The following is a 24286-nucleotide window of genomic DNA, read 5'->3' on the forward strand; positions in this document are numbered from 1 at the left end:
CTATCCTTTATATATTTCGCGCCAAGACTGAAGCAAATTTTTGCTCGAAAAGTAGTTCTCAATGATTTTCGAATTACTTCTGGCATGATTTACCTCTAATGGCAATAGATCAAGACGCTCGATGTCATAAACAAGTGCGCCAAGCGATCGGATTGCATTGTAGGAAGTTACATCAGATCTCATAAATACTTTTTTGCCCATTCCAAGGAGTGTGGTTATGTTTCCCATACCTTGTTGCCGCTTATGGTTGAAGATTGCGATATCAATTTTCGCGAGTAATTGTTTGTATTCATCAAATCGAATAAACTCAAGCAGCGGAATAAACTTATCGCCAAAAATATTTTTCCCGTAGTCTGCTACCTTCTTTGCGTGTTCCGCGTCACCATATGAAAGCGGGCAAAATATCTGAATATTCTCGGTCGCATATGGCCTCAGCTTTTCCAGAGCATCAATATGATTGTTGCTCGGGTCCGCTGAATTACCTAATAAAATGTTTCTTCCGTCATGCGGCGTATCCTGTATGGGCGACTCTTGATGCAAGTTGCTCGGATACATGAAGCACTCATGCCAGACACCTTTCGCGCCATACCACTCTTGAGCTAGCTCATAGTCACCTCTAATATGGGTTACCAGATGCCCAAGCCTTTTGATTACAAATAATCTTGCTAGTTCTATAATTCTTGATTTAACGTTTGTTTTTTTTCTGGTGTGCGAATACAAATCGCCGCCCCATATTGTCCAGTACACGCGTTTTAAGAGCCACGGCTGCAGAAGGAGATAAATGTAAATGTTGTGCCCAATCAAGCCGTGTACTATAATTTTTTCTGCTTTATTCATGTACTTGACGGCTATTAAAAGCTTTTTGACTTGAGAAAGATTTTCTCGCAGTAGTACAGTATTTTTGCTTTTAATTTCATGTTTTTTGTTTTCAAAAATCAAAAATAAATGATTATCTATCGAGAAATTTTCATTCATGAACTCAAGAAATGGATTGGTAAACTTTTCTGCGTGCATGTAATGGAGGATCATTTTTAGTCCGATCCAAATATGTCTCTTGTGAATATTTTATTTTCCACATCATCCAATTCAATTGTTTTTCGATTTGTGATAATGAGACTGGCTTCATTCTTAAATGCCGAAATATCATTCACTACACGGAAGTTGTGGAATTCTGTTTCTTGTAAAACTGGCTCATAAACAATTACATTAATACCCCTTGCCTTGATCCGCTCCATAATTCCCTGAATGCTGGATGCACGGAAGTTGTCTGAGCCTGCTTTCATGATCAGGCGGTAGATGCCCACCACTTTAGGCTTTCGACGGATGATTTCATCTGCAATGAAGTCTTTTCGGGTGGTGTTCGACTCGACAATCGCATGAATTAGATTCTGAGGAACCTCACGGTAATTGGCCAGCAACTGCTTGGTATCTTTGGGCAGACAGTAGCCACCATAGCCGAAGCTGGGGTTGTTGTAGTGGTTGCCTATGCGCTGGTCGAGACAAACTCCGTCGATGATCTGGCGGGTGTTTAAGCCATGAGTGGCGGCGTAGGTGTCCAGTTCGTTGAAGTAGGCCACGCGCATGGCGAGGTAGGTATTAGCGAAGAGCTTGATCGCTTCAGCCTCAGCGCTGTCCGTGAACAGCGTGGGGATATCTTGTTTGATCGCGCCTTCCTTGAGCAGGTTGGCGAAGGCTTCGGCGCGGGCTGACTTCCCTCCGACGATTATGCGGCTGGGGTACAGGTTGTCATGCAGCGCCTTTCCTTCGCGTAGGAATTCGGGGGAGAAAATCAGCTTGTCGGTACCCAGCGCCTGTCTGGTTTTGGCGGTGTATCCCACTGGCACCGTGGACTTGATGACCATCACCGCGTTTGGGGTGATGTCCATGACGTCTTTGATGACCGCCTCGATGGAACGGGTATTGAAATAGTTGGTCTCGGGGTCGTAGTCGGTCGGTGTAGCGATGATGACGAAATCTGCATCGGTATATGCGTCTTGTTTATCTAGGGTGGCCCGGAAATTGAGGGTACGGTGGGCCAGAAATTCTTTAATTTCTTTGTCGTCGATCGGGGATTGTTTTTTGTTCAGCAGTTCTACTCTTTCAGGAACGATGTCCAAGCACACCACTTCGTCGTGTTGCGCCAGCAGAATACCGTTGGAAAGGCCCACATAACCGGTTCCAACTACAGCTATTTTCATGAGTGTTCCCCGGATTGTTGTTGGCTTACTTTACTTTTTGTCTCTTCAAGCGTCAGGGCGTCAATTTCTGCTTTAAGTGCTTCGTACTCTTCCATCTTCCGCTTCAAAAACGCGCTGGTTAGTTTGGCTTTTTCTTTAATACCGCTGGGCGTAAGTACATATACATACCCAAATTTGTTCTTGCTGTTGGCGAAGTTTTGCATCTTCACTAGGCCTTTTTCAGTCAATGCCTTCAGGCAGTAGTTCAGCCCGCCCACGCTTACGCCCAGTTTTTCAGCCAGTTCGCGTTGGGTAAGGTCGGGGTTTTCTTCCAGCAGCCGCATAACGCGGTAGTAGGTGTCTTCTTGAAGTTTGGCTTGGCGGCTGGTCATTTTGAAAGTATTTTAAACACGCTACCGCCCTGCTGTTCAACGATCAGCAAGCGCGGGTTAACACGTAGCTTAACCAAGTTTTGTTAAAGTTTGAACAATCAAAGTCTGTCGAAGGCAGTTTTTTCACAGGTCCCCGCAATTGCGGGGAAGGAGCAGTTTGTAGGCTCGGCTTTAGCGCAGCACCAAATCCGAAATGGCCCTTTGAATACCAACACTATTCTGTTTAAGTTGGATTAGTCTTCTTTCAAGTATTTGCAGGTATTGCTGCAGGTGTTGCTCTTCAAACGGTTTAAGGCCTGTTAGCGTGGCTAAAACACCTTTCGCGCTTGTTTCAAGCATATCGATTTGCTTTGCAAACCGCTGGCTGACCAGTTTGCCGGGTAGCCCACATGCGTGTGCAAAGCAGGCCAGGTCGTAGGTGCTGGGTAGGTTGCCGTTGTCTAGAAATTCATCTCCTAGCCCCATGGCCCAGTCGTGAGCAAAGTCGAACATCAGCACATTCACCAGATCGTAGAAAGGGCTCAATTCAATACCTTGCGTATCCACGAAAAAGCTGAGGTTTTTTGCATGGCAATCGGCATTGCCCACCAACAGGTTAAAAATTGTCCAATCCAGCAGTTGCAAGGTGTGCTTGGCGGGTTGTTTGGCCCACTGTTGCGTGGCAAATAGCTCAGGAAAAGAAACGCCATCGCGAATGTGGCGGGTGTGTTTACCATGGGCAAGCGGGCGTTCGTATTTTTGCATGGCATCGCGGTTTAATAATTGACAGCCGTCGATTGTGTGTTTGCGCTGCACTTCGGTGTGGTTATGGTTGAACCGGCGGTCGAACCGTTCAACCAGAAGGGCGCTGTGCTCGCCAATTTGTATTTTTTCCGCCCGGTTAACTGGCAAGCCAATTGCTTTGGCCAATTGAAGTGTAAACAACTCATTAACAACCAAGCCGGGTGCTTTAGCTGACTCAAATTTTAGCAGGTGGGTCGATGCCCAAGCCCCGTCTGCAAAGCCCAGGCCTTGTGTGGGGTGTTTCATCACATTAAGTTTGTCTTGTACGCCAGCGGCTGACAGGTGTACTTTTCCGTTCCAAACAGCCAGGTTTCTGTCGTTCTCGTTGAGTCGTTTTTCTAGCTCGCACAAATCAAGGGGCTGGAATTGTGCCGGTTGTTGGAGTTGTTCAATATTTGCCGCCAAAGCCAGTGAGCCCGGGGCTTCAAGGCCAAGTGTGCCCAGAATTGCAAAGTGGTTTTCTTTGCTGATGGCGAGGTACTGCAGGGCTTTGTCGAACACGTTGCCTTCAGGGAACATGTTGCGTAGAAAAAGGTTGGCTTCTTTTTCGCTTGCCGGGCCGTGCAACGGCAGGTGCGGTGAAAGTGCGAAGCCTTGTTCTCGCCATTCTGGGGAGTATTCAAAGCGATGAATGCGCGTGTACTCAAAATGTACGGTGGCCACATGCTGTTGGCCCATGTACAAGCCAAGGGTTTGGTGTTCAGAACCAGCCATCGTTACCCCCGGTTGGCGTGTTCTGCAGCTGGGCACGTAGTTGCACACCCAAGCTGTTCAGAATTTTGAAAATCGTGGCCAGCTTTAAGGTTGCGGTTTTATTTTCGGCGGCAACAAAAGTACCAAGGCTGACGCCACTGAGTGCAGCGGCCTGCTCAATGGTTAAACCCTGTTGAGTACGGGCTGCTTTGATGAACAGGCCAAGTGATGCCGGGTCGCATGGGCTGCTGGAACTGGGGCTAGGGGTTGGATTGACTTTTTTCATAAATTCTACTCAATTAGAATTAATTCCAATCATACTATCTAATGTGTAAAAATTCCAGCGTATTAGAATATTTCATTCAGGCAGTTCCACGGTTTATTTAAATTCCACTACATTGGAATATATTCAAACCCCAACACAAGGGGTTGCGATACCTGGGCCGGGCGTTGTTGGTACGCCAGGCAGGCCTGTAGCTGACCTTGCGCGATGAAGGGCAGCAACTGTTGTAACAGATCAATTTCTGCAACAAAGTTTTTGCAGTAGGTGCGCGCTATTTCGTGCAGAACTTGTACAAGTTTGGTTCGGTTTTCAGCCAGCGCAGTGAATTGTTGTTGGTTCAGGTTCAACACTGCATGCACAGCCTCGAATCCATATAACTGCTGAAGGTAAGTGTCCATGTCGGGGCGTGGGTGTTGCACCCATTCGCCAGTGTGTTGGGCGTGCAAAGCCCAGCGCAAGCCTTGCAATCGGTTATTGGGGTCGGCTTGTTTTTTAATGTGTTGCAGGGTTTGAATAAGCGGCCAGCAACTGGCGTGGTGTACCAAGGTGTCTGCAAATGGCTTGCGGCCTTGAATTGCAATTAACGCGCGCTGGCCAGGTGCAAGCGGTGGGGGGGTACGCAAGGGCGGTTTAACCACAGGGTTGTCGGGGTTGGCAAAGCTGAGCGAGCCCAGTTGCTGGCCGTTGAGTTGTTGCAGTTGGATAAGGTGGTCAGCGTGCAAACTGGCGTGCTGTGCAAACACCGGAAACAAATTGGCCTGTTGATAAAAGTTGGTGCTGGGTGGCATTAGCAAACTGACCCACTGTTGCTGCAGGCTATTGCTGCTGTAGTGAAACCAAAACCCATTGCTTGCGTGGCCCAACCAACCGCAGGGCTTGCCGCTGTTGAACACTTGCAGGGTTTGAATTGCGCTCACTGGGTTTGAAAGTGTTGTTGTGCGTTGCTCAAGGTGGGCCATTGCACTGGTGCGGCGCTCAGCCCAAGGCCAAACACCCGAAGCACCGCCATTGCGGTTGAAAATGAAACGTCTTCCCCGCGTTCAATTCGAAAAATGGTGTCGCGGCTTACCCCGGCCAATTCAGCCAGGGTGTCGGCAGTCATTTTCCCACCTTTGGGGCCGGCTTGCAGGCGTTGGCTGCGCACCAGGGCGGCCAGGTCAAGTTGGTTTTTGAGCAGCAAGTTGATTACTCCAGGTGTTTTGTTCAGGCCATGTTTTTGTTCTGTACCCACGCATGGTATTGCGAGGGCCGCAGGCCATAACGCGCCAGCACACCCTCATGAATGCGGCGAAGTTCTTCAATCACCAAGGCTTGTACCTCAGCTTGATGTTCTGCATCTACTTCGCTTTTTATTGCGAACTGAATAATTTCAAATGCGTCGCGATTTGGGTTCATGACAACTTCCCGAACGGTATTTTTAATCAGTTCGCGCCATTGAAGGCGAAGAGGGTTGGGTTCGGCCAATTCTTGTGTAATTGTCAGGTATTCCTGGCTAGAGCGTTCATAGGCCCACACATACAGATCGCGAAGCAATTCAACTCGGGTCATTTCATATACCCCTAAAATTGCGCGGCTATAGGCGGCCTCGGGTACTTCTAGAAAAGTAAGTGGGCACAGGTTGGCGCGAAAAAGGGGTAAGTTGGCTGCAAGCCGGGAGGTGCGCTTGTTGATGTCAGCGAACGGTTGCAAATAGGGCAAATGCACCATCATGAAAAAGGATTGTTCGAACGGATCAATAATTTGATTGGCCTTGGCAAGTACTTGGTCCAGTAACTCGTTGATTTGCTGCGGTGCGGCCAAGGGGTGGTAAACACTTTTGCCGATATCCACTGCATGTTGACGCACACGGCCCTCGTCTTCCGGGTTGGGCAGCAGGTTTTCTGAAAGTGCGCTGTGCAGGTTCATGATGGTGTAGCGATCGAATGCCACGGTGTCGATGTTTTGAACCAGCAGTTCTATGGCTGTTTTGTGGTTCAAAATCATTTGTGTTTCAAGGGCGGCCTTGCCCGCAGCCGCGTGGCCTTGTTCAATCAGCTTGCGTGTGTCCAGTCGGGAGTAGGTATTGCCTTCCAGCTGGCTGGATGCCCAAGACAAATCGATCAATAAACGATTCAAAATTGCGCGGCTGTATGTGCCCGCTGGCAAGTTTGTTTTAGAGGTATTGCCGATTCGATCAAGCTGTTGACGCAGTGTTGCCGACAAGTACCCAGTTTTGTTGGGTTGGTAGCTGGCCAGAAACTCTCGTTGATAGCCGATTGGTTTTCTGGCGTGAATGGGCAGATCGACGTAGGCGAGTATGTCTGCGCTGTCAACGGACACTGGAATATGCTGTGGAAACGAAGCATTGCCCTCATTTTTCTCATGGTTTGGCGCGTGGTATTTACGGGCACGCGCGGCGCCAAGGGCGGTAATTTCGCCATTTTGAACCATTTCACTGATCAAGCGCTGAGCTGTGCGGCGTGACAGCTCCGGGTGCATAGCCAACAATTCCACAAGGCCGAGCCCCTGTGGATTTTTGGCAATGCTGCGGTAAATGCTGGTTTTGTTTGGCATTGTTTTGGCGCAGTTTTAGTGGATATGGCGCAATTATGGCGCAATTTAAAAAATTGCGCCATTGTTTGGCGCTATTTCGAAGTTGATTATATTAATTGTTGTTTAATATTTTATCATTGTGGTGGTAATTTCAGACGATAATTGATTCTAGCTGACTTGGTGTTTTAACCGTTGCACCTTAAGCTTTCGCTTTGAATTCAATTAAAGCAAGGCACCTAGCAATGACTAAAGTGGCGTTAATTACCGGCGTAACCGGGCAAGATGGTTCGTACCTGGCTGAATTTTTGTTGAGCAAAGGCTATGAAGTGCATGGTATTAAGCGCCGTGCTTCGCTGTTCAACACCCAGCGCGTGGACCACATTTACGAAGACCCGCACGTAGAAAACGCTCGCTTTAAACTGCACTACGGCGACCTTACCGATTCTTCAAACCTGACCCGAATTATTCAAGAGGTGCAGCCCGACGAGGTGTACAACCTGGGTGCACAAAGCCATGTGGCGGTTAGCTTCGAGGCCCCTGAATACACGGCCGATGTTGACGCCATGGGCACGCTGCGCCTGCTGGAGGCGATCCGCTTTTTGGGCCTTGAAAAGAAAACCCGTTTTTACCAAGCCAGTACTTCCGAATTGTATGGTTTGGTGCAAGAAACTCCGCAAAAGGAAACTACACCTTTTTACCCGCGCAGCCCGTATGCAGTGGCAAAAATGTACGCCTACTGGATTACCGTGAACTACCGCGAAAGCTATGGCATGTACGCGTGTAATGGCATTTTGTTTAACCATGAAAGCCCGCGCCGTGGCGAAACCTTTGTAACCCGCAAAATTACGCGCGGCATGAGCAACATTGCGGTTGGCTTGGAACAGAGCCTGTACATGGGCAATATGGATGCGCTGCGCGATTGGGGCCACGCGAAAGACTATGTTGAAATGCAATGGCTGATGCTGCAGCAAGAAACCCCCGACGACTTTGTAATTGCCACCGGTGTGCAGTACAGCGTGCGCCAGTTTATTGAAATGACTGCGGGCGAGTTGGGTGTAACACTGCGCTGGGAAGGCAAGGGCGTGGATGAAAAAGGCATTGTGATGAAGGTAGAGGGCGACAAGGCCCCTGCCTTGAAAGAAGGCGATGTGGTGGTGCAGGTTGACCCACGTTACTTCCGCCCCGCGGAAGTTGAGACCCTGCTGGGTGACCCAACAAAAGCGCGCGAAAAGCTGGGTTGGGTGCCGCAAATAACGCTTCAGGAAATGGTGCAGGAAATGGTGGAAGTGGATTTGAACGCCGCTCGCCAGCATGCATTGTTGAAGCAGCACGGTTACAGCGTTGCAGTGAGCCGCGAATGAACAAGGGTGCAAAAATTTATGTGGCAGGCCACAGGGGCATGGTGGGCAGCGCCATTGTGCGCCGCCTGAATGCCTTGGGTTACACCAACATTGTTGTGCGCACTCATGCTGAACTTGACCTGTGCAACCAGGCTGCGGTCAATGAATTTTTTGCAGCCGAGAAGCCCGATGCCGTGGTGTTGGCGGCAGCCAAAGTGGGTGGCATACACGCCAACAACACGTACCCGGCTGAGTTTATTTTTCAGAACCTGATGATGCAATGCAATGTGCTGCAAGCCGCGCACGCCAGCAATTGCCAGCATTTGCTGTTTTTGGGTTCAAGCTGTATTTACCCCAAGTTGGCTGAACAGCCCATGACAGAAACTGCATTGCTAACCGGCACCTTGGAAAGCACCAACGAGCCTTACGCGGTTGCAAAAATTGCAGGCATTAAATTGTGCGAGAGTTACAACCGCCAATATGGCCGCAATTACCGCAGCGTAATGCCCACCAATTTGTACGGCGAGAACGACAACTTTCACCCCGAGAACAGCCATGTAATTCCGGCGATGATGCGCCGCTTTCACGAAGCCAAATTGCGTGGCGACACCCAGGTGGTGGTGTGGGGCACCGGCACGCCAATGCGCGAATTTTTATATGTCGACGACATGGCCGCAGCCAGTGTGCATGTGTTGCTACTGGATGAACAAACCTACAAGGCGAATACACAGCCAATGCTAAGCCACATCAATGTGGGCACAGGCGTTGATTGCACCATTCGCGAACTGGCCGAAACCATGCAACGTGTGGTGGGTTTTGAAGGCAAGTTGGTATTCGACACCACCAAGCCCGATGGCACGCCGCGCAAGTTGATGAACGTGGATCGTTTGAAAGATTTGGGTTGGCAGTACAACATTGATTTGGAAACCGGTTTGAAAAAAACCTATGACTGGTTTTTGAATAACGTGGAAGGACTAAGGCAGGTATGAACAACAGCAATCGAATTATTCCCGTGATTCTGTGCGGTGGCGCAGGCACCCGCTTGTGGCCTTTGTCGCGCAAGAACTTTCCGAAACCATTTTTGAAAGTGGGTGCAGAAAGCCTGATTGCGCAAACCGTGCGGCGTGCCGCAGCGGTGGTGAAAGTTGCGGCATCAGAAGACATTTTGCTGGTGAGCAACGAAAGCTACCAGTTCCTGCTGCAAGACGAATGCATGCCCGTGCTACAAAGCGAAGGCGGCAGCATGGCTTTGCACCAGTTGCTAGAGCCACAAGGCCGAAACACGGCACCCGCCATTGCCTTGGCAGCACAGTGGGCACAGGCCCGTTACCCCGGCGAAAACCCGGTGCTGCTGGTGTTGCCCGCTGACCATTTAATTAACCCGGTTGCCGAGTTTGTGCGTGTTGCGCAGCAGGCGGTGGCGGCTGCACGCAAGGGTTGGCTGACCTGCTTTGGCATTACTCCCAGCACGCCTGAAACCGGCTTTGGTTACATTCAGCAAGGCGCACCAGTAGATGAAATTAACAGCGCATTTGCGGTGCAGCGTTTTGTTGAAAAACCCAAACTGGAGGTGGCCATGGAGTACTTGGCCAGCGGGCAGTATGTGTGGAACGGCGGCATGTTTGCCTTGCGCACTGGCGACCTGTTGCAGGCTTTGGAGAAGAATGAACCCGGCGTAGCCACCCAAGCGCAAGCCGTATGGGCAGGTGCGAAGGAAAGTAAAAATGCCAAAGCCAGTGGCAGCGTATTCACCTTCAACAAAGATGAATTTGCAAAGCTGCCCGACATCAGCATTGATTACGCGGTGATGGAAAAAGCCAGCAATGTGGCTGTGGTGGCTGCCAGTTTTCAGTGGAGCGACATTGGCAGTTGGGCCGCGCTGGCCGAGCAATGCACACCCGATACCCAAGGCAACACGGTTCAAAAGGAAGGCGAAGGCCAGCTGATTTCTATCGACAGCAACAACACGCATGTGCGCTTGGGCAACCGTGCTGTAGCCACTTTGGGTGTTGAGAATTTGCTGATCGTAGACACGCCCGACGCACTGCTGGTGGCCGACAAAAGTCGCCATCAAGATGTGAAGAAAGTAGTTGAAACCCTGAAAGCACAGGGCAGCGAACTGGTGAACTTTCACCCCACGGTGCACCGCCCTTGGGGCACCTACACAGTGCTGGAAGATTCCGCGGGCTACAAAATCAAACGCATTGAAGTAAAGCCGGGTGCATCGCTTAGCCTGCAAATGCACCACCACCGCAGCGAGCACTGGATCGTGGTCAGCGGCACAGCTGAGGTTACGAATGGCGACAATGTGTTTTTGGTGCGCAAGAATGAATCAACCTACATACCCGCGGGCAACAAACACCGCTTGGTGAACCCGGGTGTGTTGAACCTGGTAATGATCGAGGTGCAAAGCGGCGACTACCTGGAAGAAGACGACATTGTGCGCTTCGATGATGTGTACGGGCGGGCTTGAATTACAATCAAACGAAACACATGGGAACCGAACGCGTATGGAACGTTTGAATGAAAGGTCTGCTGATTTTCTGAAAGCCAGTCAAAGGTTGTCTGAGGCTTGCGCGCAACCCCTGGATTCATTTATTCGCGACTCGGTTATTCAGCGCTTCGAGTTTTGTTGGGAGCTTGCGTGGAAAACATTGAAGCTTCGGCTTGAAATGTTGGGAATTGTGGCTTTGAATCCTCGAGATGTATTCAAGGAGGCCTTGGTGGCCGGGTTGATACATGATGGAAACGCATGGAGCGAAGCCCAACGAATGAGGAATCTGTCTAGCCATACTTATGATGAAAAATTGGCCGATCAGGTATATGGGTTTGTGAAAAATCGCGGCGACCTGTTGTTTCAGGAATTGGCCAATGAAGTGCGGCAATGGGGTAGGGCCGAGCGGTGAAGTATGGTCTTTCCGTTCAGGTGATTGATCAGCTCAGGGCCGTATTTAGCCGCTATCCCGACATAAAGCTGGTGTATTTATTCGGCTCACGTGCAGCAGGAAATTTCAGGGACGGAAGCGATATAGACCTGGCAGTTCTTGCGCCTACCATGACCGAATCGGCTTTCACTGCCCTGTGGAACGAGGTCGATTCGCTGCCGCTGGTTTTCAAGGTGGATTGCATTCACTTTGAGCAATTGGAAAATGCAGCCTTAAAACAAAAAATTCTCGATAGCGGTGTTAAGTTTTATCCAGCCTGATTTTCTAACCCTGGCATTTGACTTGACATCAAATCACTCAAGGTAGTGCGCAGCTGAACACCACTTAGCGGTTTGTGCAAAATCTGGAAGCCAGAACTTCTGGCCTCTTGAATTCGACTGGGTGCCGTATCGCCAGTCAATATTACAGCGGGTACATTGCCTAGCTGTGCCTGTAATGCTTTGATCGCCTGCACGCCAGTGCTTTTGTTGCGCAGGCGGTAGTCGGCCACAATAGCGTCGGGCATGCGGCCACGCGCCATTAAAATGCGCAGGGCGGTTTCAGCGTCCTCGGCGGCAATGGTTGAGCAGTGCCAGCGGCTTAGCATTTCGGTCACGCTGGCGCGCACCAAATCATCATCGTCAATCAACAGCACGGTTTTACCGGTCAGCGGTGTTTTGTTGCTGGCCAGTGTGCGGCCAGGTTCGTCGAGCAGGTGGTTGGCGTCGCCTTGGGGCACCGTGACATAAAACATCGAGCCCTTGTCCACGGTGGAATTCACGCCAATGTCGTGGTTCAGCAATTTGCCCAGGCTGTGGGCAATGTACAAGCCCAGCCCCAGGCCTTTGGCTTTGTCGCGTTCGGGGTTGCCCAATTGGTAAAACTCTTGAAATACGGTTTCTTGTGCGCTGGCGGGTATGCCAATACCGGTGTCGTGTACTTCAATCCGAATGTGCTTTCCTTTGGTTCGGCAACCCACCAACACGCGACCTTCGGGCGTGTACTTGATTGCATTTTCAATGTAGTTGCGAACGATCAGCTCGAGCAAGGCGGGGTCGGTGTAGGCGCAGGCCTTGGTTTTTGCCACGCGAAGATCCAGCCTTTTGTGTTGCGCTTGGGTGGACAGTTCATTGCAAATGCGTTTCAGCAAAGGTGCCAGCTGAACATGGCGCGGCTTGGCAGTAATGGCGGCTGCATTTATTTTTGCAGAATCAAGCAAGGCATTGAGCAAGTTGCGCAGGCCATGGCCTGCCTCTTGAATTCTGTCCAGCAAACCTTTGCTGGGATGGTTGGCCAGGTCTTCGCCAAGTGCATCAACCAAAAGCTCAATGGCTTGCACGGGTTGCCGCAGGTCGTGGCTGGCTGCCGCCAGAAAACGGGTTTTGGCGATACTGGCTTGCTCGGCCACGCGTTTTTGCAAAGTGAGTTCGCTGATTAATTCTGCGTTTTGAAACCGCAGGCGAATCGATTGAATCACCATGTTTTGCAAGTTGCGGCCGTAGTGAATATTGATCAGCACATACACAAAGGCCACGCTGCCAAGTACCCAGAAAAAGGGTGTGTTTTCCCAAAAGCAACGTGCAATGAATGGCAGCGAGGCAGGCAGTGCAAATGCCATGTACGCAGGGGTGTAGCAAGCATGGGAAGACACGGCACCGGCCACCATGGCTGCGATGAAAATGGTCAATGCCATAAGTGCCATGGGTTCGGTTGAAAAAAACACGACCCCCGCAAACCCCCACAAAATGCCCGACGCGGCTGTGAACTGAATGGCCACGTTGATCCAGTGTTTGGGATCGAAATGAGCACCAAGTTTGTTGAAGTGCCTGCGCACCCACCAGCGCAAACCGGTCAGCAGGTAAACCGCCAACAACCACAGCAACAATGCGCTGCCTTGGCCGGTGTGCCACAGCACGGCAACCAGGCCAGCCGACGAAGCCAATACCCCGTACAACACGAAGGGCAAGTGTTCAAATAAAAGCTTGGTTTGCTCGCGCAAAATGGAGAGCTGGTGCGGGTCTTCGGGTTTCATAAATAATGCAATAAGTAGTTAGCACTAAGCATAAGTGGTGAAGTGCGCGGCGTGCAATGTCTAAATGGGTGACCCCCGGTTTTTGTAACCCAATTTGTGGCTTCTCACCTGCCAAAGTTTCCACGTATGTTGGTTGCCCCACACCCACCAACTGCACCGGAGGTTTGTTTGCTTCTACTTATTCCACGCCTTGCTGTGTGCATGGCAATACTGTTGACCGCTGCGTGCGCAAGCAAAACGCCCTTGCAAGCCGAGGGCCTTGCCACCACGGGCAAGCAGTACACCAGCACTTTGAAAAAGGTCAACGGTTTTGCACTGGCGCATACCCTTGAGTTCACCGCTGATTTGTTGCCCAACTTGCCACGCAACAACACAACCTTGGTGCAACACACCGAGACCATGCAGAAACGAGCCGCCTTGTTGCACGCCGCAGGCGATTACCTGGACACGCAGGCCCTTTACTTTGCCGAGCTAAGTGCACTGGCCAAAGGCGATACCAGCACTGGCACCACGCGTGCGCTGAAAAAGCTGGTGGAGGCCTTGAACAAATCACCAGACTTGGGCGGAATACCGAGAGTACAAAAAGATGCCTTGGCTGGTTTGGCCGGGCATGTGGCCAGCTGGAAACACGGTGCACAAGTGCGCGAAGAATTACAGCGCAGTGCCGAACCAGTGGCGCAAGCACTGTTGTTGAACCAGCTGATTCTGGAAGAACAGATTCAGTGGATTACCCAGCGCGAGACCTTGGCGCGCCAGGTGGAATACCGCGAGAAAGTATTGAAGCCTTTTGTGGGCGACAAGAAGTTGGGTGAAACCTGGAAAAAAGCCTGGATGGAAAATATTAAAAAGCCACCCACCATTGAACTGCTGGAACAAGCGAAAGCCGCCAGTATCGACATGCAACAGGCTTGGGTGAATGTGCTGCGCGGCGAAGGAAGTTTTGAGCATTTGCAGGGCGTTTTTGATCAACTCAATTCAAATATTCAGGCAGCCACCACCCATGAACCCCGATGATTTCAAGTTGATGCAGCACAATGTGCATGCCGTATTTTCTGCTTTGTATTTGATCGATGTAGACCACTTGAGTAGCGATGAGCGCAAACAGCACCAATATGCTTTGGCCGCTGCGTACCTGGCCTATGTGAATGCCGAGAATACAAAGTTTGATGAATTAAGCAGCAGCGCCAAAGGCGAGCTGGCCGAATTAAACGGGCAAGTAATCCGCATGCGTGAAGGTGTGGCGGGGCTGGCCACGCCCACCGAAAAACTGGGCGTGTTGGCCAAGGGGCTGGATGCCTTGGCGCGGTTGGCGCAAACCCTGCAAATTCCGTAAACTGGCGGTAGAACAACAAACGCAGGTTAAAAAATGAACCGCAAAGGCATTGTGTTGGCAGGTGGGCAAGCCACCCGCTTGTACCCGGCCACTGCCGCTGTCAGCAAGCAACTGCTGCCAGTTTATGACAAGCCCATGATTTACTACCCGCTGAGCACCCTGATGTTGGCTGGTGTGCGCGAGGTGCTGGTGATTTCAACCCCACACGACACCCCCCGGTTTGAGCAGTTGCTGGGCGATGGCAGCCGCTGGGGCATGCGAATAGACTATGCCGTGCAAGCCAGGCCCGGCGGGGTGGCGCAATCGCTGATTGTGGCCGAGCCCTTCTTGCAGGCCGAGCCCTGTGCCTTGGTGTTGGGCGACAATTTGTTTTATGGCCAAAACCTGGTGCGGCAAATGCGCTATGCCTATGGGCAGAAGAAAGGTGCCACCGTGTTTGCTTATTCGGTGGCCAACCCGCAAGCCTATGGTGTGCTCGAACTGAACAGCGAAGGCACTGTAATTGGTGTGGAAGAAAAGCCCGCACAGCCCAAAAGCAAACAGGCGGTAACCGGCCTGTATTTTTTTGATGGGCAGGCCGCTGAAATTGCGAAAGGCCTAAGCCCATCGGCACGCGGTGAGCTGGAAATTACCGATGTGATTCGAACTTACCTGACCATGGGTCAACTTGAAGTGCAGCACATGGGGCGCGGCCAGGCCTGGCTAGACACCGGCACGGCAGACAGCCTGTTGGATGCTGCCAATTTCATTCAAACCATTGAGCGCAGGCAAGGCCTGAAGGTAAGTTGCCCCGAAGAAATTGCATGGCGCAACCAGTGGATTACTTCTGCGCAACTGGCGGCGCTGGCAAAACCACTTCGCAACAGCGGCTATGGCGACTATCTGCTCGGCTTGCTGGAGGCGGGGGTTTGAATTACTTCGTAACTTGCTCGAATGATTTTTTGAAATTCGGGTGAAATGCTGTGCCAGTCGACTAAATCGACTTTCCAGGGTAAATCAGATTCTGAAAACGCTTCTGCCAAACTGGCACGGGTGTCCAAGGGAATTGGTTTGTTGTCGACCAAGGCCAGGTCCAGGTCTGAAAAGGGTTTTGGATTGCCCTTAACCCTTGAGCCAAAGGCCCACACTTCACAATGCGGCACTATCTCGCTGAGAATTTTTTGAACCAAGGCAAGCTCTTTGTCTTGTAGTTTCAATTGTTCCTCGAGTGAAGTTGCGCATTCAGAAATTTGGCTTCTTGCAAGAAGGCAGGAATTTCGGCCACAACCTGCAAAGCCACCGATTCGTCATAGGTGTGGCTGGTTCTTGCGCGCATTTCCCGGTACTTTTTCCATTGTGTCCAGTCGCTCAGAAGCAGGCCTTGTTCATTGCCTGTGCGGATCAGGTCTTGGAACGCCAATTCATCAATCTCGGCTGGGTTGGGTGATGTGGATTCCAGAAACCGTTTCAGCATTTTATGGCCAAGCTCGTAGGTAAATTCAAAGCGTTGAATCAAGCCATCCCGAATTTGGGTGTCAGTAATGTCTTTCTCATAGCGCTGAATACCTTCATCGAGTCGAAGTATGGCATTGTCGAAGGAGCTGAGTTCTAGGATCATTCTGGAATTATCTATTGGTGATACACATGAATTGTAACCTTACTCCTTTAAACGGTTTATTGCTTTTAACGCCTGCGGTGTACACCGATGCCCGTGGCCATTTCTTTGAAAGCTTCAATGCGAAAACATTCAAACAGGTGGCTGGTATTCAGCCAGAGTTTGTACAAACCAATGAGTCGCTGTCAAAGCGTGGTGTGTTGCGTGGTTTGCATTGGCAAACGGCACCCAAGGCGCAAGGCAAACTGGTGCGGGTGGTGCATGGTGCGGTGTTTGATGTGGCCGTGGACCTTCGCGAGAATTCGGAAACATTTGGCCAGTGGTATGGCTGTGAATTAAGCGATGCCAACCATGTGCAGTTGTGGATACCGCCCGGGTTTGCGCATGGCTTTTTGGCGTTGACGGATACCGCCATTACCAGTTACCAGGTCACCGAACACCACAGCCCGGAAAATGAACACTGCCTGGCCTGGAACGACCCAGTGTTGAATATTGAATGGCCCTTGAAACAGGCCGGGGTGGCAAGGCCAACCCTGTCGCCCAAAGACGAACAGGGTGTGGCGTTTACAAGTTTGCGCTAGTTACAAATCGACGCTGACAATTGCCTTGATAGTTCGCGGTGTGCCCACGCCAATCAAGCCGTTGCCTGCAGTGCTGTAGTAGTTTTTGTCGGTGGGGTTGTCCACCACCAACTGGAACTGCGTGGGTGTGCTGCCAATTACAGTTGCATAACGCACGCCCAGCGAGGCCACGGTGTAGCCGCCGATGAATGCCTGATTCTGGTCATTCACAGCACGTTCGCCGGTGTAGTACAGGCCGCCGTTGAAGCTTAAACCGGGCACGCTGATCAGGCGATATTCCGCAAACAGGCTGGCGGTTTTCTCGGCAGTGTTTTCAGGGACCTTTCCAACTGTGGCCGGGTTGCCGTCGTTTTGTAGTTCAGCGTCCATCAGCAGGGCCGATGCTGCAATTGAAAGCTGCTTGTTCAGCTCGCCAGTCCAGGCCATTTCGAAACCGCTGTAGTTGGCTTTGCCGTTCAAGCCAAACACCATTGTGTTCGGGTCTTCAAAAGTCGAAGCACGATCAATGTCGAAGTACGCAATTTGCGCCAAACTGTTTTGACCGATCTTGAGTTTTGCACCCACTTCGCGTTGCTCGGATTTTGCCGGGTCGAGCAACTGAAATGCATTGGCAGAACTGGCGGGTGCCTGGCCCGATTCTTCCAGACCTTCCACATAGCTGGCGTACACCGACACGTCCTGACGTGGCTTGTACATCACAGCCAAAGAAGGCGTGGTTTCTTGCGCGTTGTACAGGCGCACAGTGCGTGTGCCATCGGCGGCAACTCTCAGGTCTTCGGTGCGGTAGTCGCCTCGGCGAAGGCCAGCCAGCACTTGCCACTGTTCATTCAACTGCATGCGGTCGAACACGTACAGGCCTTGGTCGTCAATGGTGACTGCCGAGTAAGCGCCTGTGAATGACACGTTTTGTGGTGCAATGTCGCGTGGGTTGTACAGGTTTTGACTGAAAATGCTTTGCGGCGCGGTTACACCTGGTGTGTTGCTGGCGCGGCTGTTGGTGGTGTAGCCAAACGACAGGTTGTGCGTAATGGGGCCGGTGGCCAATTCACCGTAAATTTCACCCCGGTAGTTGGTGTTGTCGAACTGTTGATTGCGGCTGTAGAAGATTTGCAGTTCACCTTCGCCGGTGTTCAGGTCGTAGTTTTGAAAGCGTGAAAATGCGCGGTCGCGAGTGGTTTCAGCGTAACCGGCTTCAAATAACACGCCCCAGGAATCGCTGAGTACATAGTCCACACGCGCCAGGTAGTTTTGTGCGTTGGCATCGTATTGCTGCCATTCACCGGCCAGGTTGGTTTTGTTGTCGGGCACGGGGGGCAAAGTAACGCTGCCGTTGACCGCAGGCAGCAAACGGATCGAGGCTTGTTCGCTGACCGATTTTTCGTAATGCTCAACATCGAATCGAAAGCTGAGGCGATCTGTAATTTTCCAGTCGTAAGCGATGCTGGCCAATTCGCGTTCGCCACTGTATTTGTTCACGCCAATGTCTTCAGAACCCTTGACCAGGTTTACCCGCAGGCCCTGGTTGTCGTTCTCGCCAAACTTGCGGCCCCAGTCAATGTGCGTCATGGCTGCGCCATGTTCATTCACACTTTGGCTTAGGCTGAAGACGGGCTTGTTGCCAGCGCGTTTGGTCACCAAATTCACCACGCCCGAGGGTGGAATAAAACCGTAGTACAGCGATGAAGCGCCCTTGAGCACTTCAACCTGTTGCTTGTTCTCTAGCGGTACATCGACCAGGTTGATGATGGGCAGCGAGCCGTTTAAACGGTAGTTGCCACGGTTTTCAACCAGAATGCCGCGAATGGCAATGTTGTCATAAGTCGATCCGTTCAATTGCGAACGGGTAACACCTGCCGTGTTGCGCAGTGCGCCAAACAGGGTGGTGGCCGATTGTGCGTCGAGCACTTCGCGGGTGACCGAATTAACCGTAAGTGGTACGTCAATGGGGGCTGTGTCACGGAAGGTGCCAACCTGCACGGCGCTGCTGGAGTAGCTGCCTTGTTCGCGGGCCTGTACTTCCACTTCTTGAAGTTCGGTGTTGTTTTGTGCCAGGGCGGTGGCTGGCAGGCCCAAGCTGAGCAGGGCCAATGCGATTGGTTTGAGTTTCATGATGATTGCTGTGATGGATTTTATTTTATGAAGGTAAGATACTAAACGATAATGACTCGTATTACTAATATCAATAACACAAACCGTTGTTTGTCCTGTGCTTTTCAGGGTTTAGAATGTGGCCTGTGCCTTACTTTGAAGAATACAAAACCATGGCCCAGTGGTATGTGATGTACACCAAGCCCCGCCAGGAGTCTGTGGCGCTTGAAAACCTGCAACGCCAGAATTACTCCGTTTTTTTTCCGCAAGCCCGCGTGCAAAAACGCAAGGCCGGGCAGGGCAGCGTGCAGGTGGTGGAACCCCTGTTTCCCCGCTATATGTTTGTCAATCTCGAAGTTGGGGTGGATGATTTTTCCAAACTGCGTTCAACCAAGGGTTGCATGGATTTGGTGAAGTTTGGCGGTAAACCCGCCATTGTGCCGCTTGAGCTGATCGGGCTGATTCAAGGCCAGGTCGATGGTGACTTTGTGCTCGATTTGCTGGCGCTTAACAGGCTGGAAGTGGGCGGCGAAGTGCGCGTGGCCGAGGGCCCGTTCGAGGGCATGATGGGAAAAATTGCAGCGCAGAAAAGCGATCAGAGAGTGATCGTGTTGCTGAATGTTTTGGGTGCAGAACGAAGCGTGGAGCTGGCCCGCAGTCAGCTGGACAAGGCATGAGTTTCATCGAGAACAGACTTCAGCTTGTTCAGGAAGTATTCGGGTTGGACTGGCTTGAGCATCCAGCCTTGAACGCCCAATAGTTTGGCTTCGGTCACCAGGCTTTTGCCCGCCAAAGTACTCATGACAATAATGGGCGTGTGCTTGGCCACTTGACGCACACGGCTGCAGAATTCGAGTCCGCTGATTCCGGGCATGTCGATGTCGGTTACGATGAGGTCGGGTATGCCATGGTCAACCATGTATTGCAAGCCTTCCTCGGCGCTCGCTACGGTTTGTGCTTCAAACCCCGCTTGGCGAATAACTTCCGCATAAACACTGCGAATGGATCGTGCGTCGTCAAGCAACAAGACTGTTTTCATACTGACTTTCCATTTTTCTACGCGGAGTGGAAATGTTAAATCAGTATGAGGTACAAAAGACAACTTTTAACGATAGTTAACCCTTATCGTCTTCGGGCTTATTTGGTGCGGTTCCAGTCGTTGACACAACCCACGTGTACCGTGTTGCGGGGGACTGGGCCAGTTTGACTCAGGGTGCGGTTTTCGCCCGGCATAATGTAAAGCTCGGTCATTTGAGCACCCACGAGCACGCGACAACGCTTGGGGTGTTCTTTGTGCTGGTTCTCGATGTAGATCACGGTTTCTTCGCAAGACTGTGTCACCTTGGCCTTGGTAGAGCCGTCGGAGAGGTCTTGCTCTTGCTTGCCTTCGATGTTGCACATGGTGGCCGAGGTGCTGCTGTTTTCGGCTGCCTTGTCGTTGTTCGGCGCTGGTACTACAGCCACGCACGCGGCGGCAAGTGAAGAGACCACGGCGATCAAGCCGAAGCGTGTAAGTAGTTTTCCATTGATAGTCATGTTCTGTCCTTGATAAATTAAAGGCGGGCTGATGCCTGCGATAATTGAAATACTGCGCCGCGCACAATTGGCATTGTGACTTATTGTGTATTTTTTTAATTCAGCTTTTATTCTAAGCAATTTACTGACCAATCATGACTTTACTTGTTACAGGTTCTGCAGGTTTTATCGGCTCGTGTTATGTACGACAACATTTTGAGCGTAGCAGCGAGCCTGTAGTCAGCCTGGATGCGTTGACCTATGCGGGCCACTTAAGCACGCTAGGCCCAGTGTTGAACCGGCCGGAACATACCTTTGTGCATGCATCGATTGGTGATATTGACAGTGTGCGGGAAATTTTTTCGCGACACAAACCCAGAGCCATATTGAACTTTGCGGCTGAAAGCCATGTGGACCGGTCCATTTTGGGGCCGGGCGCCTTTATTGAAACCAATGTGGTGGGCACCTACCGATTGCTGGAGTGCGCGCGTGAATACTGGAATGGTTTGGACGGCGAGGCGAAAAATGAGTTTCGCTTTTTGCATGTAAGCACCGACGAGGTGTATGGCACCTTGAGGCCGGAAGATGCGCCCTTTGCTGAAACCACGCGCTATGAGCCCAACAGCCCTTACTCGGCCAGCAAGGCCGCCAGCGACCATTTGGTGCGCGCCTGGCACCACACTTACGGTTTGCCGGTGTTGACCACAAATTGCAGCAACAACTACGGGCCTTATCACTTTCCGGAAAAGCTGATCCCTTTGTGCATCATGAATGCGCTGAACGGCAAGCAACTGCCGGTGTATGGCGATGGCCAACAAATTCGCGACTGGCTGTTTGTTGAAGACCACACGCGTGGCATTCGCGCTGTGCTTGAGCAGGGCAAACTTGGCGAAACTTACAACATTGGTGGCTGGAACGAGAAGGCCAACCTGGATGTGGTGAAGTTGATTTGTGCTTTGCTGGATGAATTGAAACCGCGTGCGGATGGTGTTTCCTATGCAACGCAAATTGCGTTTGTGACAGACCGCCCCGGGCACGATCGCCGCTACGCAATTGATGCACGAAAAATTGAGCGCGAGTTGGGTTGGAAGCCAGCTGAAACATTCGAAACCGGGATTCGAAAAACCGTGCAGTGGTATTTGGCGAACCAGGCTTGGGTTGCCGAAGTGACCGCAGAACGGTGATTTTTGATCTGAACTTGAAGGGTCGCCACTGGCTTAACAGCCCAATCGGCGGCGGTGTTTCGATCGCCTCGCCTTCAAGAAAACCTGCCCGTTTGAATTCAACCGCCACGGTCGGCCATGGGCCGGCACCGAGACTCGGCCCGCTTTTTTGCCGAGCGAGGTGAGTCAGGGTGAATCTCAAAAAGGGAAGTACAGGTTTTCAGGCGAGAGATTGGAACCCAAGCCGATCGGGCGGTTAACGAGCGGTCGAGAAAGCGGAACCCAAGCCGATCGGGCAGTTAACGAGCGGTCGAGAAAGCGGAGCCCAAGCCGATTGGTCTAAACAAACCTGCACTCCAGCAGGCACGTAATCAATACGGTTAAACTACAGCAACAGTTTTCAGGAGAACTTTGCTTTGGGAATTCGCGTACTCGTGCTCGGCGCACAAGGCCAACTGGGCCACACCATTGGTCAACACGCCAAGCCCGCTTTGATGGAAACCATGGACGCCTGCATCAGCTACGGTCGCGACAAAGCCGACCTGGCCAAGCCCGACACCCTGATCAATGCCTTGAAAGACGTTCGCCCCGACGTGGTAATCAATGCGGCCGCCTACACCAACGTTGAAAAAGCCGAAACCGAACCCGAACTTGCACACGCCATTAACGCAAAGGCTGTTGGTATTTTGGCCGAGCAATGCAAAAAGCAAGGCGTGGCGCTTGTGCATTACAGCACTGATTACGTGTTTGATGGCAAAGCCAATCAACCTTACACAGAGACCGATACCACCAACCCGTTAAGCGCCTACGGAAAATCGAAACTTGAAGGCGAAAGATACCTGAAAGAAGTGGGTGGCAACTGGGTGGTGTTTCGCACCAGTTGGGTTTACGGGCAACGCGGCAATAACTTTTGCAGAACCATGATCAAGCTTGCGCAAGAGCGCGACAGTTTGAAAGTGGTCGATGATCAAACCGGTGCGCCCACACCCGCAAACTGGCTGGCTGAACTGGGGTTAACCGTGGCAGGTGTTGTGGCCATGCAGCGCTACAAAACCACGGGCAAACTGGCCCCTACTTTTTTGCCCGATTTTCCTTCTGAAATTCCAAGCGGTGAAATTTTTCACGCCAGTGCGGCGGGTGTCACCACGTGGTTCGACTACGCCTGTTTGGCCATTGAACATGCACACAAGCAAGGCATTGTTCAGCGCATGCCCAACATTGAACGTGTAAAAACTGACAGCATGAATTTTGCGGCACAACGCCCAGCGTACTCAGTACTGAACAACCAAAAATTGATGGACACCTTCCGTGTGAATCCACCCGAGTGGACGAAAGGTGTTCGTAATTTTATGTTGAATTATTAAGGATTCAGCAGTCGGTGCTGAACCAGAGAGCGTTCAAATGCGTTGCACTGTTTCATTTTTTCAATCACTGCATCAAGTTCATCGTATTTGAAACCCGCAGACCAGGCTTGAATTCTTTCCATCGCCGAAACAAACGGGCCTGGATTTCCTTCACGACTTAGTGCGTGTAGACAATCCAGATATTCGTCGCGGAACAGAGTGGGGATAATTATTCTGCAGGCACCCACCACGGACAATTCAGAGTTCATGACCAAGCGCGCCAAGCGACCATTTCCATCATTGAAAGGATGAACTTCTGACACAAGAAACATCGCATACAATGCCCGGGGCAAACCAGCTGGAATGGTAGGTAGCAAGAGGGATCCTTGTGTCAATGTGCCACGTACTAATTCAGGTTCGACAAACGCAGTGTTGCCTGCGCGATTTCGTTTTAGTTTGAATTCGCCCGGCTCCACTTCAGGCCGTTCTCGCATTTGGTCCCAGTGACGTTTGCGAAGTTGTGTTTCAACTGGTGGACCACTGGCCAAAACCTGGTGCATCCAGGCAGGTGTCACTGCCTGCCGAAAGACGCCAAGAATATCGTGTGAGTCTTTGGGGCGATTTGGCATCGGTTTACCGGAAAGTACGATCTCGAGTGCTTCTTGAATATCAAATTCAGTGCCTTCAATGAAATTGGAAAAGTACGATTCCAGAAATGCAAAGTGAATCATCGCCTGGGGAGTTCGGGCCACTTCATCCGCTTGGTGTATGGGTTGCGATCGCAGTACTGCTGCCAAATTCTCGAACATTTCAAGTCGGTCCGAATCATAAGGAGGTGCAGCCGTAAGCGCACGCCCCTTGGAGGTGATTAGCGTAGACGTGCGGGTTCTTAAAATGCTGCCAATCAGTGAATCGAGAATATTGAATTCTTTGATCATTCCCAATCTGTTGGCAAGAGGATTCGCTGCCTCCCGCAGCGCAGTCAGCACGTGTTCTCCGCGTGCCTTACAAATGGTTAGCAGACGATTTTCTACCTCCTCGCGGCCAACTGCTTTTTTATTGCTACCTCGGCTCGGGGTTAAATTTTCAAGCAAACAACGTGCTTCAGACGCGTAATAAATTCCGTGTCCTTGAATAGGCATGTCACCCTGCTGGGGTGGCGCACCTTTCAAGGCAACAATTTGCAATCCTGGAAGTTGAACCTTTCGACTGTACGTGTGGGTAATGTAAAGCACGCCTTGGTCGGGCATGCCACCATTGAAGGCGCTGCGAAACGAGATGACCGCATTCGGGAAAAGTGAACCAGTTACTCGGATCCGTTCACGCGCGATCAAAGCAGGCCAGCTTTCTTCTGGCAAATTGCTTAGCATGCCTTTGGCGATCTGTTTGAGTCCACCCGCCTTCAGCTGGCGCTGAACGCCTCGAACTTGCGCAGAAGTTAACTCCTTGTAAAGAACAAGTGAGTAATCCGGATTTGTCGCGTTTTTGACAGCCAATTGTTAACACCTAAAAA

27 protein-coding genes are annotated in these 24286 nt (G+C 51.3%); 12 read left to right on the plus strand and 15 right to left on the minus strand.

From position 1 onward, the window contains the following. From FRIGORI9N_RS01225 to FRIGORI9N_RS01260, 8 genes are all read right to left on the minus strand, one after another. On the minus strand, positions 1-1014 hold the full coding sequence (locus FRIGORI9N_RS01225) for a TDP-N-acetylfucosamine:lipid II N-acetylfucosaminyltransferase (protein ID WP_236550774.1): 1014 nt from the start codon (positions 1012-1014) through the stop codon (positions 1-3). Between the two features lie 17 nt (positions 1015-1031). Continuing rightward, a complete protein-coding gene (locus tag FRIGORI9N_RS01230; protein ID WP_159568099.1) occupies positions 1032-2198 on the minus strand; it encodes a nucleotide sugar dehydrogenase in 1167 nt (388 codons plus the stop codon). Beyond that, complete coding sequence (locus FRIGORI9N_RS01235) at positions 2195-2569, minus strand: MarR family EPS-associated transcriptional regulator (RefSeq protein WP_159568100.1); 375 nt, start codon at positions 2567-2569, stop codon at positions 2195-2197. Before FRIGORI9N_RS01235 ends, FRIGORI9N_RS01230 begins: the two co-directional genes overlap by 4 nt. Before the next feature lie 171 nt (positions 2570-2740). Continuing rightward, positions 2741-4066, minus strand: a complete 1326-nt coding sequence (locus FRIGORI9N_RS01240; protein WP_159568101.1) for a HipA domain-containing protein — start codon at positions 4064-4066, stop codon at positions 2741-2743. Continuing rightward, the gene (locus tag FRIGORI9N_RS01245) at positions 4053-4331 is read right to left on the minus strand and encodes a helix-turn-helix domain-containing protein (protein ID WP_159568102.1); all 279 of its coding nucleotides are present in this window, start codon (positions 4329-4331) and stop codon (positions 4053-4055) included. Before FRIGORI9N_RS01245 ends, FRIGORI9N_RS01240 begins: the two co-directional genes overlap by 14 nt. Positions 4332-4438: 107 nt before the next feature. Beyond that, a complete protein-coding gene (locus FRIGORI9N_RS01250; RefSeq protein ID WP_159568103.1) occupies positions 4439-5245 on the minus strand; it encodes a hypothetical protein in 807 nt (268 codons plus the stop codon). Next, positions 5242-5508, minus strand: coding sequence for a helix-turn-helix transcriptional regulator (locus FRIGORI9N_RS01255; protein ID WP_159568104.1), 267 nt, complete (start codon positions 5506-5508; stop codon positions 5242-5244). The genes FRIGORI9N_RS01250 and FRIGORI9N_RS01255 overlap by 4 nt, the downstream gene beginning before the upstream one ends. A 23-nt stretch (positions 5509-5531) precedes the next feature. Beyond that, complete coding sequence (locus FRIGORI9N_RS01260) at positions 5532-6881, minus strand: Fic family protein (protein WP_159568105.1); 1350 nt, start codon at positions 6879-6881, stop codon at positions 5532-5534. Between the two features lie 221 nt (positions 6882-7102). Here FRIGORI9N_RS01260 and gmd point away from each other — a divergent pair, with 221 nt between their 5' ends. The 5 genes from gmd to FRIGORI9N_RS01285 are packed head-to-tail and all read left to right on the plus strand — an operon-like array spanning position 7103 to position 11405. Next, positions 7103-8221 (plus strand): GDP-mannose 4,6-dehydratase, encoded by a 1119-nt coding sequence (gene gmd, locus FRIGORI9N_RS01265; RefSeq protein WP_159568106.1) that lies wholly within the window; start codon positions 7103-7105, stop codon positions 8219-8221. Next, positions 8218-9189, plus strand: coding sequence for a GDP-L-fucose synthase (locus tag FRIGORI9N_RS01270; protein WP_159568107.1), 972 nt, complete (start codon positions 8218-8220; stop codon positions 9187-9189). Before gmd ends, FRIGORI9N_RS01270 begins: the two co-directional genes overlap by 4 nt. Next, positions 9186-10673: a mannose-1-phosphate guanylyltransferase/mannose-6-phosphate isomerase gene (locus tag FRIGORI9N_RS01275; protein ID WP_159568108.1), complete on the plus strand. Its 1488-nt coding sequence runs from the start codon at positions 9186-9188 to the stop codon at positions 10671-10673. The genes FRIGORI9N_RS01270 and FRIGORI9N_RS01275 overlap by 4 nt, the downstream gene beginning before the upstream one ends. Before the next feature lie 37 nt (positions 10674-10710). After that, on the plus strand, positions 10711-11106 hold the full coding sequence (locus FRIGORI9N_RS01280) for an HI0074 family nucleotidyltransferase substrate-binding subunit (RefSeq protein ID WP_159568109.1): 396 nt from the start codon (positions 10711-10713) through the stop codon (positions 11104-11106). Continuing rightward, positions 11103-11405, plus strand: coding sequence for a nucleotidyltransferase domain-containing protein (locus FRIGORI9N_RS01285; protein ID WP_159568110.1), 303 nt, complete (start codon positions 11103-11105; stop codon positions 11403-11405). Before FRIGORI9N_RS01280 ends, FRIGORI9N_RS01285 begins: the two co-directional genes overlap by 4 nt. On the opposite strand, the gene FRIGORI9N_RS01290 is transcribed toward FRIGORI9N_RS01285, so the two are convergent. Continuing rightward, positions 11393-13156: a hybrid sensor histidine kinase/response regulator gene (locus FRIGORI9N_RS01290; protein ID WP_159568111.1), complete on the minus strand. Its 1764-nt coding sequence runs from the start codon at positions 13154-13156 to the stop codon at positions 11393-11395. The genes FRIGORI9N_RS01285 and FRIGORI9N_RS01290 overlap by 13 nt on opposite strands. A 168-nt stretch (positions 13157-13324) precedes the next feature. Between FRIGORI9N_RS01290 and FRIGORI9N_RS01295 the strand changes: the two genes are divergently transcribed. Genes FRIGORI9N_RS01295 through rfbA form a run of 3 tightly spaced genes read left to right on the plus strand, consistent with a single transcriptional unit; the run spans position 13325 to position 15401 of the window. After that, the gene (locus FRIGORI9N_RS01295; RefSeq protein WP_159568112.1) at positions 13325-14170 is read left to right on the plus strand and encodes a hypothetical protein; all 846 of its coding nucleotides are present in this window, start codon (positions 13325-13327) and stop codon (positions 14168-14170) included. After that, positions 14157-14489: a hypothetical protein gene (locus FRIGORI9N_RS01300; RefSeq protein ID WP_159568113.1), complete on the plus strand. Its 333-nt coding sequence runs from the start codon at positions 14157-14159 to the stop codon at positions 14487-14489. Before FRIGORI9N_RS01295 ends, FRIGORI9N_RS01300 begins: the two co-directional genes overlap by 14 nt. Before the next feature lie 33 nt (positions 14490-14522). Further along, positions 14523-15401, plus strand: a complete 879-nt coding sequence (gene rfbA, locus FRIGORI9N_RS01305; protein WP_159568114.1) for a glucose-1-phosphate thymidylyltransferase RfbA — start codon at positions 14523-14525, stop codon at positions 15399-15401. Here the strand turns inward: rfbA and FRIGORI9N_RS01310 are convergent. Both FRIGORI9N_RS01310 and FRIGORI9N_RS01315 read right to left on the minus strand, forming a co-directional pair. Then, the gene (locus FRIGORI9N_RS01310; protein WP_201301386.1) at positions 15368-15685 is read right to left on the minus strand and encodes a nucleotidyltransferase family protein; all 318 of its coding nucleotides are present in this window, start codon (positions 15683-15685) and stop codon (positions 15368-15370) included. The genes rfbA and FRIGORI9N_RS01310 overlap by 34 nt on opposite strands. After that, entirely contained in the window at positions 15682-16086 is a 405-nt protein-coding gene (locus tag FRIGORI9N_RS01315) for a nucleotidyltransferase substrate binding protein (RefSeq protein WP_159568115.1), read from the minus strand. The genes FRIGORI9N_RS01310 and FRIGORI9N_RS01315 overlap by 4 nt, the downstream gene beginning before the upstream one ends. A gap of 26 nt (positions 16087-16112) precedes the next feature. Between FRIGORI9N_RS01315 and rfbC the strand changes: the two genes are divergently transcribed. After that, positions 16113-16664, plus strand: coding sequence for a dTDP-4-dehydrorhamnose 3,5-epimerase (gene rfbC / locus FRIGORI9N_RS01320; protein WP_201301387.1), 552 nt, complete (start codon positions 16113-16115; stop codon positions 16662-16664). Here the strand turns inward: rfbC and FRIGORI9N_RS01325 are convergent, their stop codons facing one another. Next, positions 16665-18773 carry a TonB-dependent siderophore receptor gene (locus FRIGORI9N_RS01325; RefSeq protein WP_159568116.1) on the minus strand — a complete coding sequence of 703 codons (2109 nt, stop codon included), beginning with the start codon at positions 18771-18773 and terminating at the stop codon, positions 16665-16667. 116 nt (positions 18774-18889) lie between these two features. On the opposite strand from FRIGORI9N_RS01325, the gene FRIGORI9N_RS01330 reads away from it, so the two are divergent. Then, positions 18890-19429: a transcriptional activator RfaH gene (locus FRIGORI9N_RS01330; RefSeq protein ID WP_159568117.1), complete on the plus strand. Its 540-nt coding sequence runs from the start codon at positions 18890-18892 to the stop codon at positions 19427-19429. Here FRIGORI9N_RS01330 and FRIGORI9N_RS01335 read toward each other — a convergent pair. Together FRIGORI9N_RS01335 and FRIGORI9N_RS01340 are read right to left on the minus strand one after the other, a co-directional pair. After that, positions 19411-19791, minus strand: a complete 381-nt coding sequence (locus FRIGORI9N_RS01335; protein ID WP_159568118.1) for a response regulator — start codon at positions 19789-19791, stop codon at positions 19411-19413. The two genes, FRIGORI9N_RS01330 and FRIGORI9N_RS01335, sit on opposite strands and share 19 nt — an antisense overlap. 98 nt (positions 19792-19889) lie before the next feature. Further along, positions 19890-20288, minus strand: a complete 399-nt coding sequence (locus tag FRIGORI9N_RS01340; RefSeq protein WP_159568119.1) for a hypothetical protein — start codon at positions 20286-20288, stop codon at positions 19890-19892. Between the two features lie 134 nt (positions 20289-20422). Here FRIGORI9N_RS01340 and rfbB point away from each other — a divergent pair, with 134 nt between their 5' ends. Both rfbB and rfbD read left to right on the plus strand, forming a co-directional pair. Next, on the plus strand, positions 20423-21451 hold the full coding sequence (gene rfbB, locus FRIGORI9N_RS01345) for a dTDP-glucose 4,6-dehydratase (RefSeq protein ID WP_159568120.1): 1029 nt from the start codon (positions 20423-20425) through the stop codon (positions 21449-21451). A gap of 395 nt (positions 21452-21846) precedes the next feature. Beyond that, positions 21847-22794 (plus strand): dTDP-4-dehydrorhamnose reductase, encoded by a 948-nt coding sequence (gene rfbD / locus FRIGORI9N_RS01350; protein WP_159568121.1) that lies wholly within the window; start codon positions 21847-21849, stop codon positions 22792-22794. Here rfbD and FRIGORI9N_RS01355 read toward each other — a convergent pair. Further along, entirely contained in the window at positions 22791-24269 is a 1479-nt protein-coding gene (locus tag FRIGORI9N_RS01355; protein ID WP_201301388.1) for a Fic family protein, read from the minus strand. The genes rfbD and FRIGORI9N_RS01355 overlap by 4 nt on opposite strands. Between the last annotated feature and the right edge of the window lie 17 nt (positions 24270-24286).

The organism is Limnobacter sp. 130 (genome assembly GCF_902506325.1).
GTDB lineage: Bacteria > Pseudomonadota > Gammaproteobacteria > Burkholderiales > Burkholderiaceae_B > Limnobacter.

Bases quoted from the DNA above. Each gene is read 5' to 3' on its own strand.
- rfbA (WP_159568114.1), top strand. From the start codon at position 14,523: ATGAACCGCAAAGGCATTGTGTTGGCAGGTGGGCAAGCCACCCGCTTG.
- FRIGORI9N_RS01230 (WP_159568099.1), bottom strand. From the start codon at position 2,198: ATGAAAATAGCTGTAGTTGGAACCGGTTATGTGGGCCTTTCCAACGGT.
- FRIGORI9N_RS01245 (WP_159568102.1), bottom strand. From the start codon at position 4,331: ATGAAAAAAGTCAATCCAACCCCTAGCCCCAGTTCCAGCAGCCCATGC.
- FRIGORI9N_RS01335 (WP_159568118.1), bottom strand. From the start codon at position 19,791: ATGAAAACAGTCTTGTTGCTTGACGACGCACGATCCATTCGCAGTGTT.
- rfbB (WP_159568120.1), top strand. From the start codon at position 20,423: ATGACTTTACTTGTTACAGGTTCTGCAGGTTTTATCGGCTCGTGTTAT.
- FRIGORI9N_RS01235 (WP_159568100.1), bottom strand. From the start codon at position 2,569: ATGACCAGCCGCCAAGCCAAACTTCAAGAAGACACCTACTACCGCGTT.
- FRIGORI9N_RS01290 (WP_159568111.1), bottom strand. From the start codon at position 13,156: ATGAAACCCGAAGACCCGCACCAGCTCTCCATTTTGCGCGAGCAAACC.
- FRIGORI9N_RS01340 (WP_159568119.1), bottom strand. From the start codon at position 20,288: ATGACTATCAATGGAAAACTACTTACACGCTTCGGCTTGATCGCCGTG.
- FRIGORI9N_RS01330 (WP_159568117.1), top strand. From the start codon at position 18,890: ATGTGGCCTGTGCCTTACTTTGAAGAATACAAAACCATGGCCCAGTGG.
- FRIGORI9N_RS01280 (WP_159568109.1), top strand. From the start codon at position 10,711: ATGGAACGTTTGAATGAAAGGTCTGCTGATTTTCTGAAAGCCAGTCAA.
- FRIGORI9N_RS01260 (WP_159568105.1), bottom strand. From the start codon at position 6,881: ATGCCAAACAAAACCAGCATTTACCGCAGCATTGCCAAAAATCCACAG.
- FRIGORI9N_RS01225 (WP_236550774.1), bottom strand. From the start codon at position 1,014: ATGCACGCAGAAAAGTTTACCAATCCATTTCTTGAGTTCATGAATGAA.
- gmd (WP_159568106.1), top strand. From the start codon at position 7,103: ATGACTAAAGTGGCGTTAATTACCGGCGTAACCGGGCAAGATGGTTCG.
- FRIGORI9N_RS01275 (WP_159568108.1), top strand. From the start codon at position 9,186: ATGAACAACAGCAATCGAATTATTCCCGTGATTCTGTGCGGTGGCGCA.
- FRIGORI9N_RS01270 (WP_159568107.1), top strand. From the start codon at position 8,218: ATGAACAAGGGTGCAAAAATTTATGTGGCAGGCCACAGGGGCATGGTG.
- FRIGORI9N_RS01325 (WP_159568116.1), bottom strand. From the start codon at position 18,773: ATGAAACTCAAACCAATCGCATTGGCCCTGCTCAGCTTGGGCCTGCCA.
- rfbC (WP_201301387.1), top strand. From the start codon at position 16,113: ATGAATTGTAACCTTACTCCTTTAAACGGTTTATTGCTTTTAACGCCT.
- FRIGORI9N_RS01300 (WP_159568113.1), top strand. From the start codon at position 14,157: ATGAACCCCGATGATTTCAAGTTGATGCAGCACAATGTGCATGCCGTA.
- FRIGORI9N_RS01240 (WP_159568101.1), bottom strand. From the start codon at position 4,066: ATGGCTGGTTCTGAACACCAAACCCTTGGCTTGTACATGGGCCAACAG.
- FRIGORI9N_RS01315 (WP_159568115.1), bottom strand. From the start codon at position 16,086: ATGATCCTAGAACTCAGCTCCTTCGACAATGCCATACTTCGACTCGAT.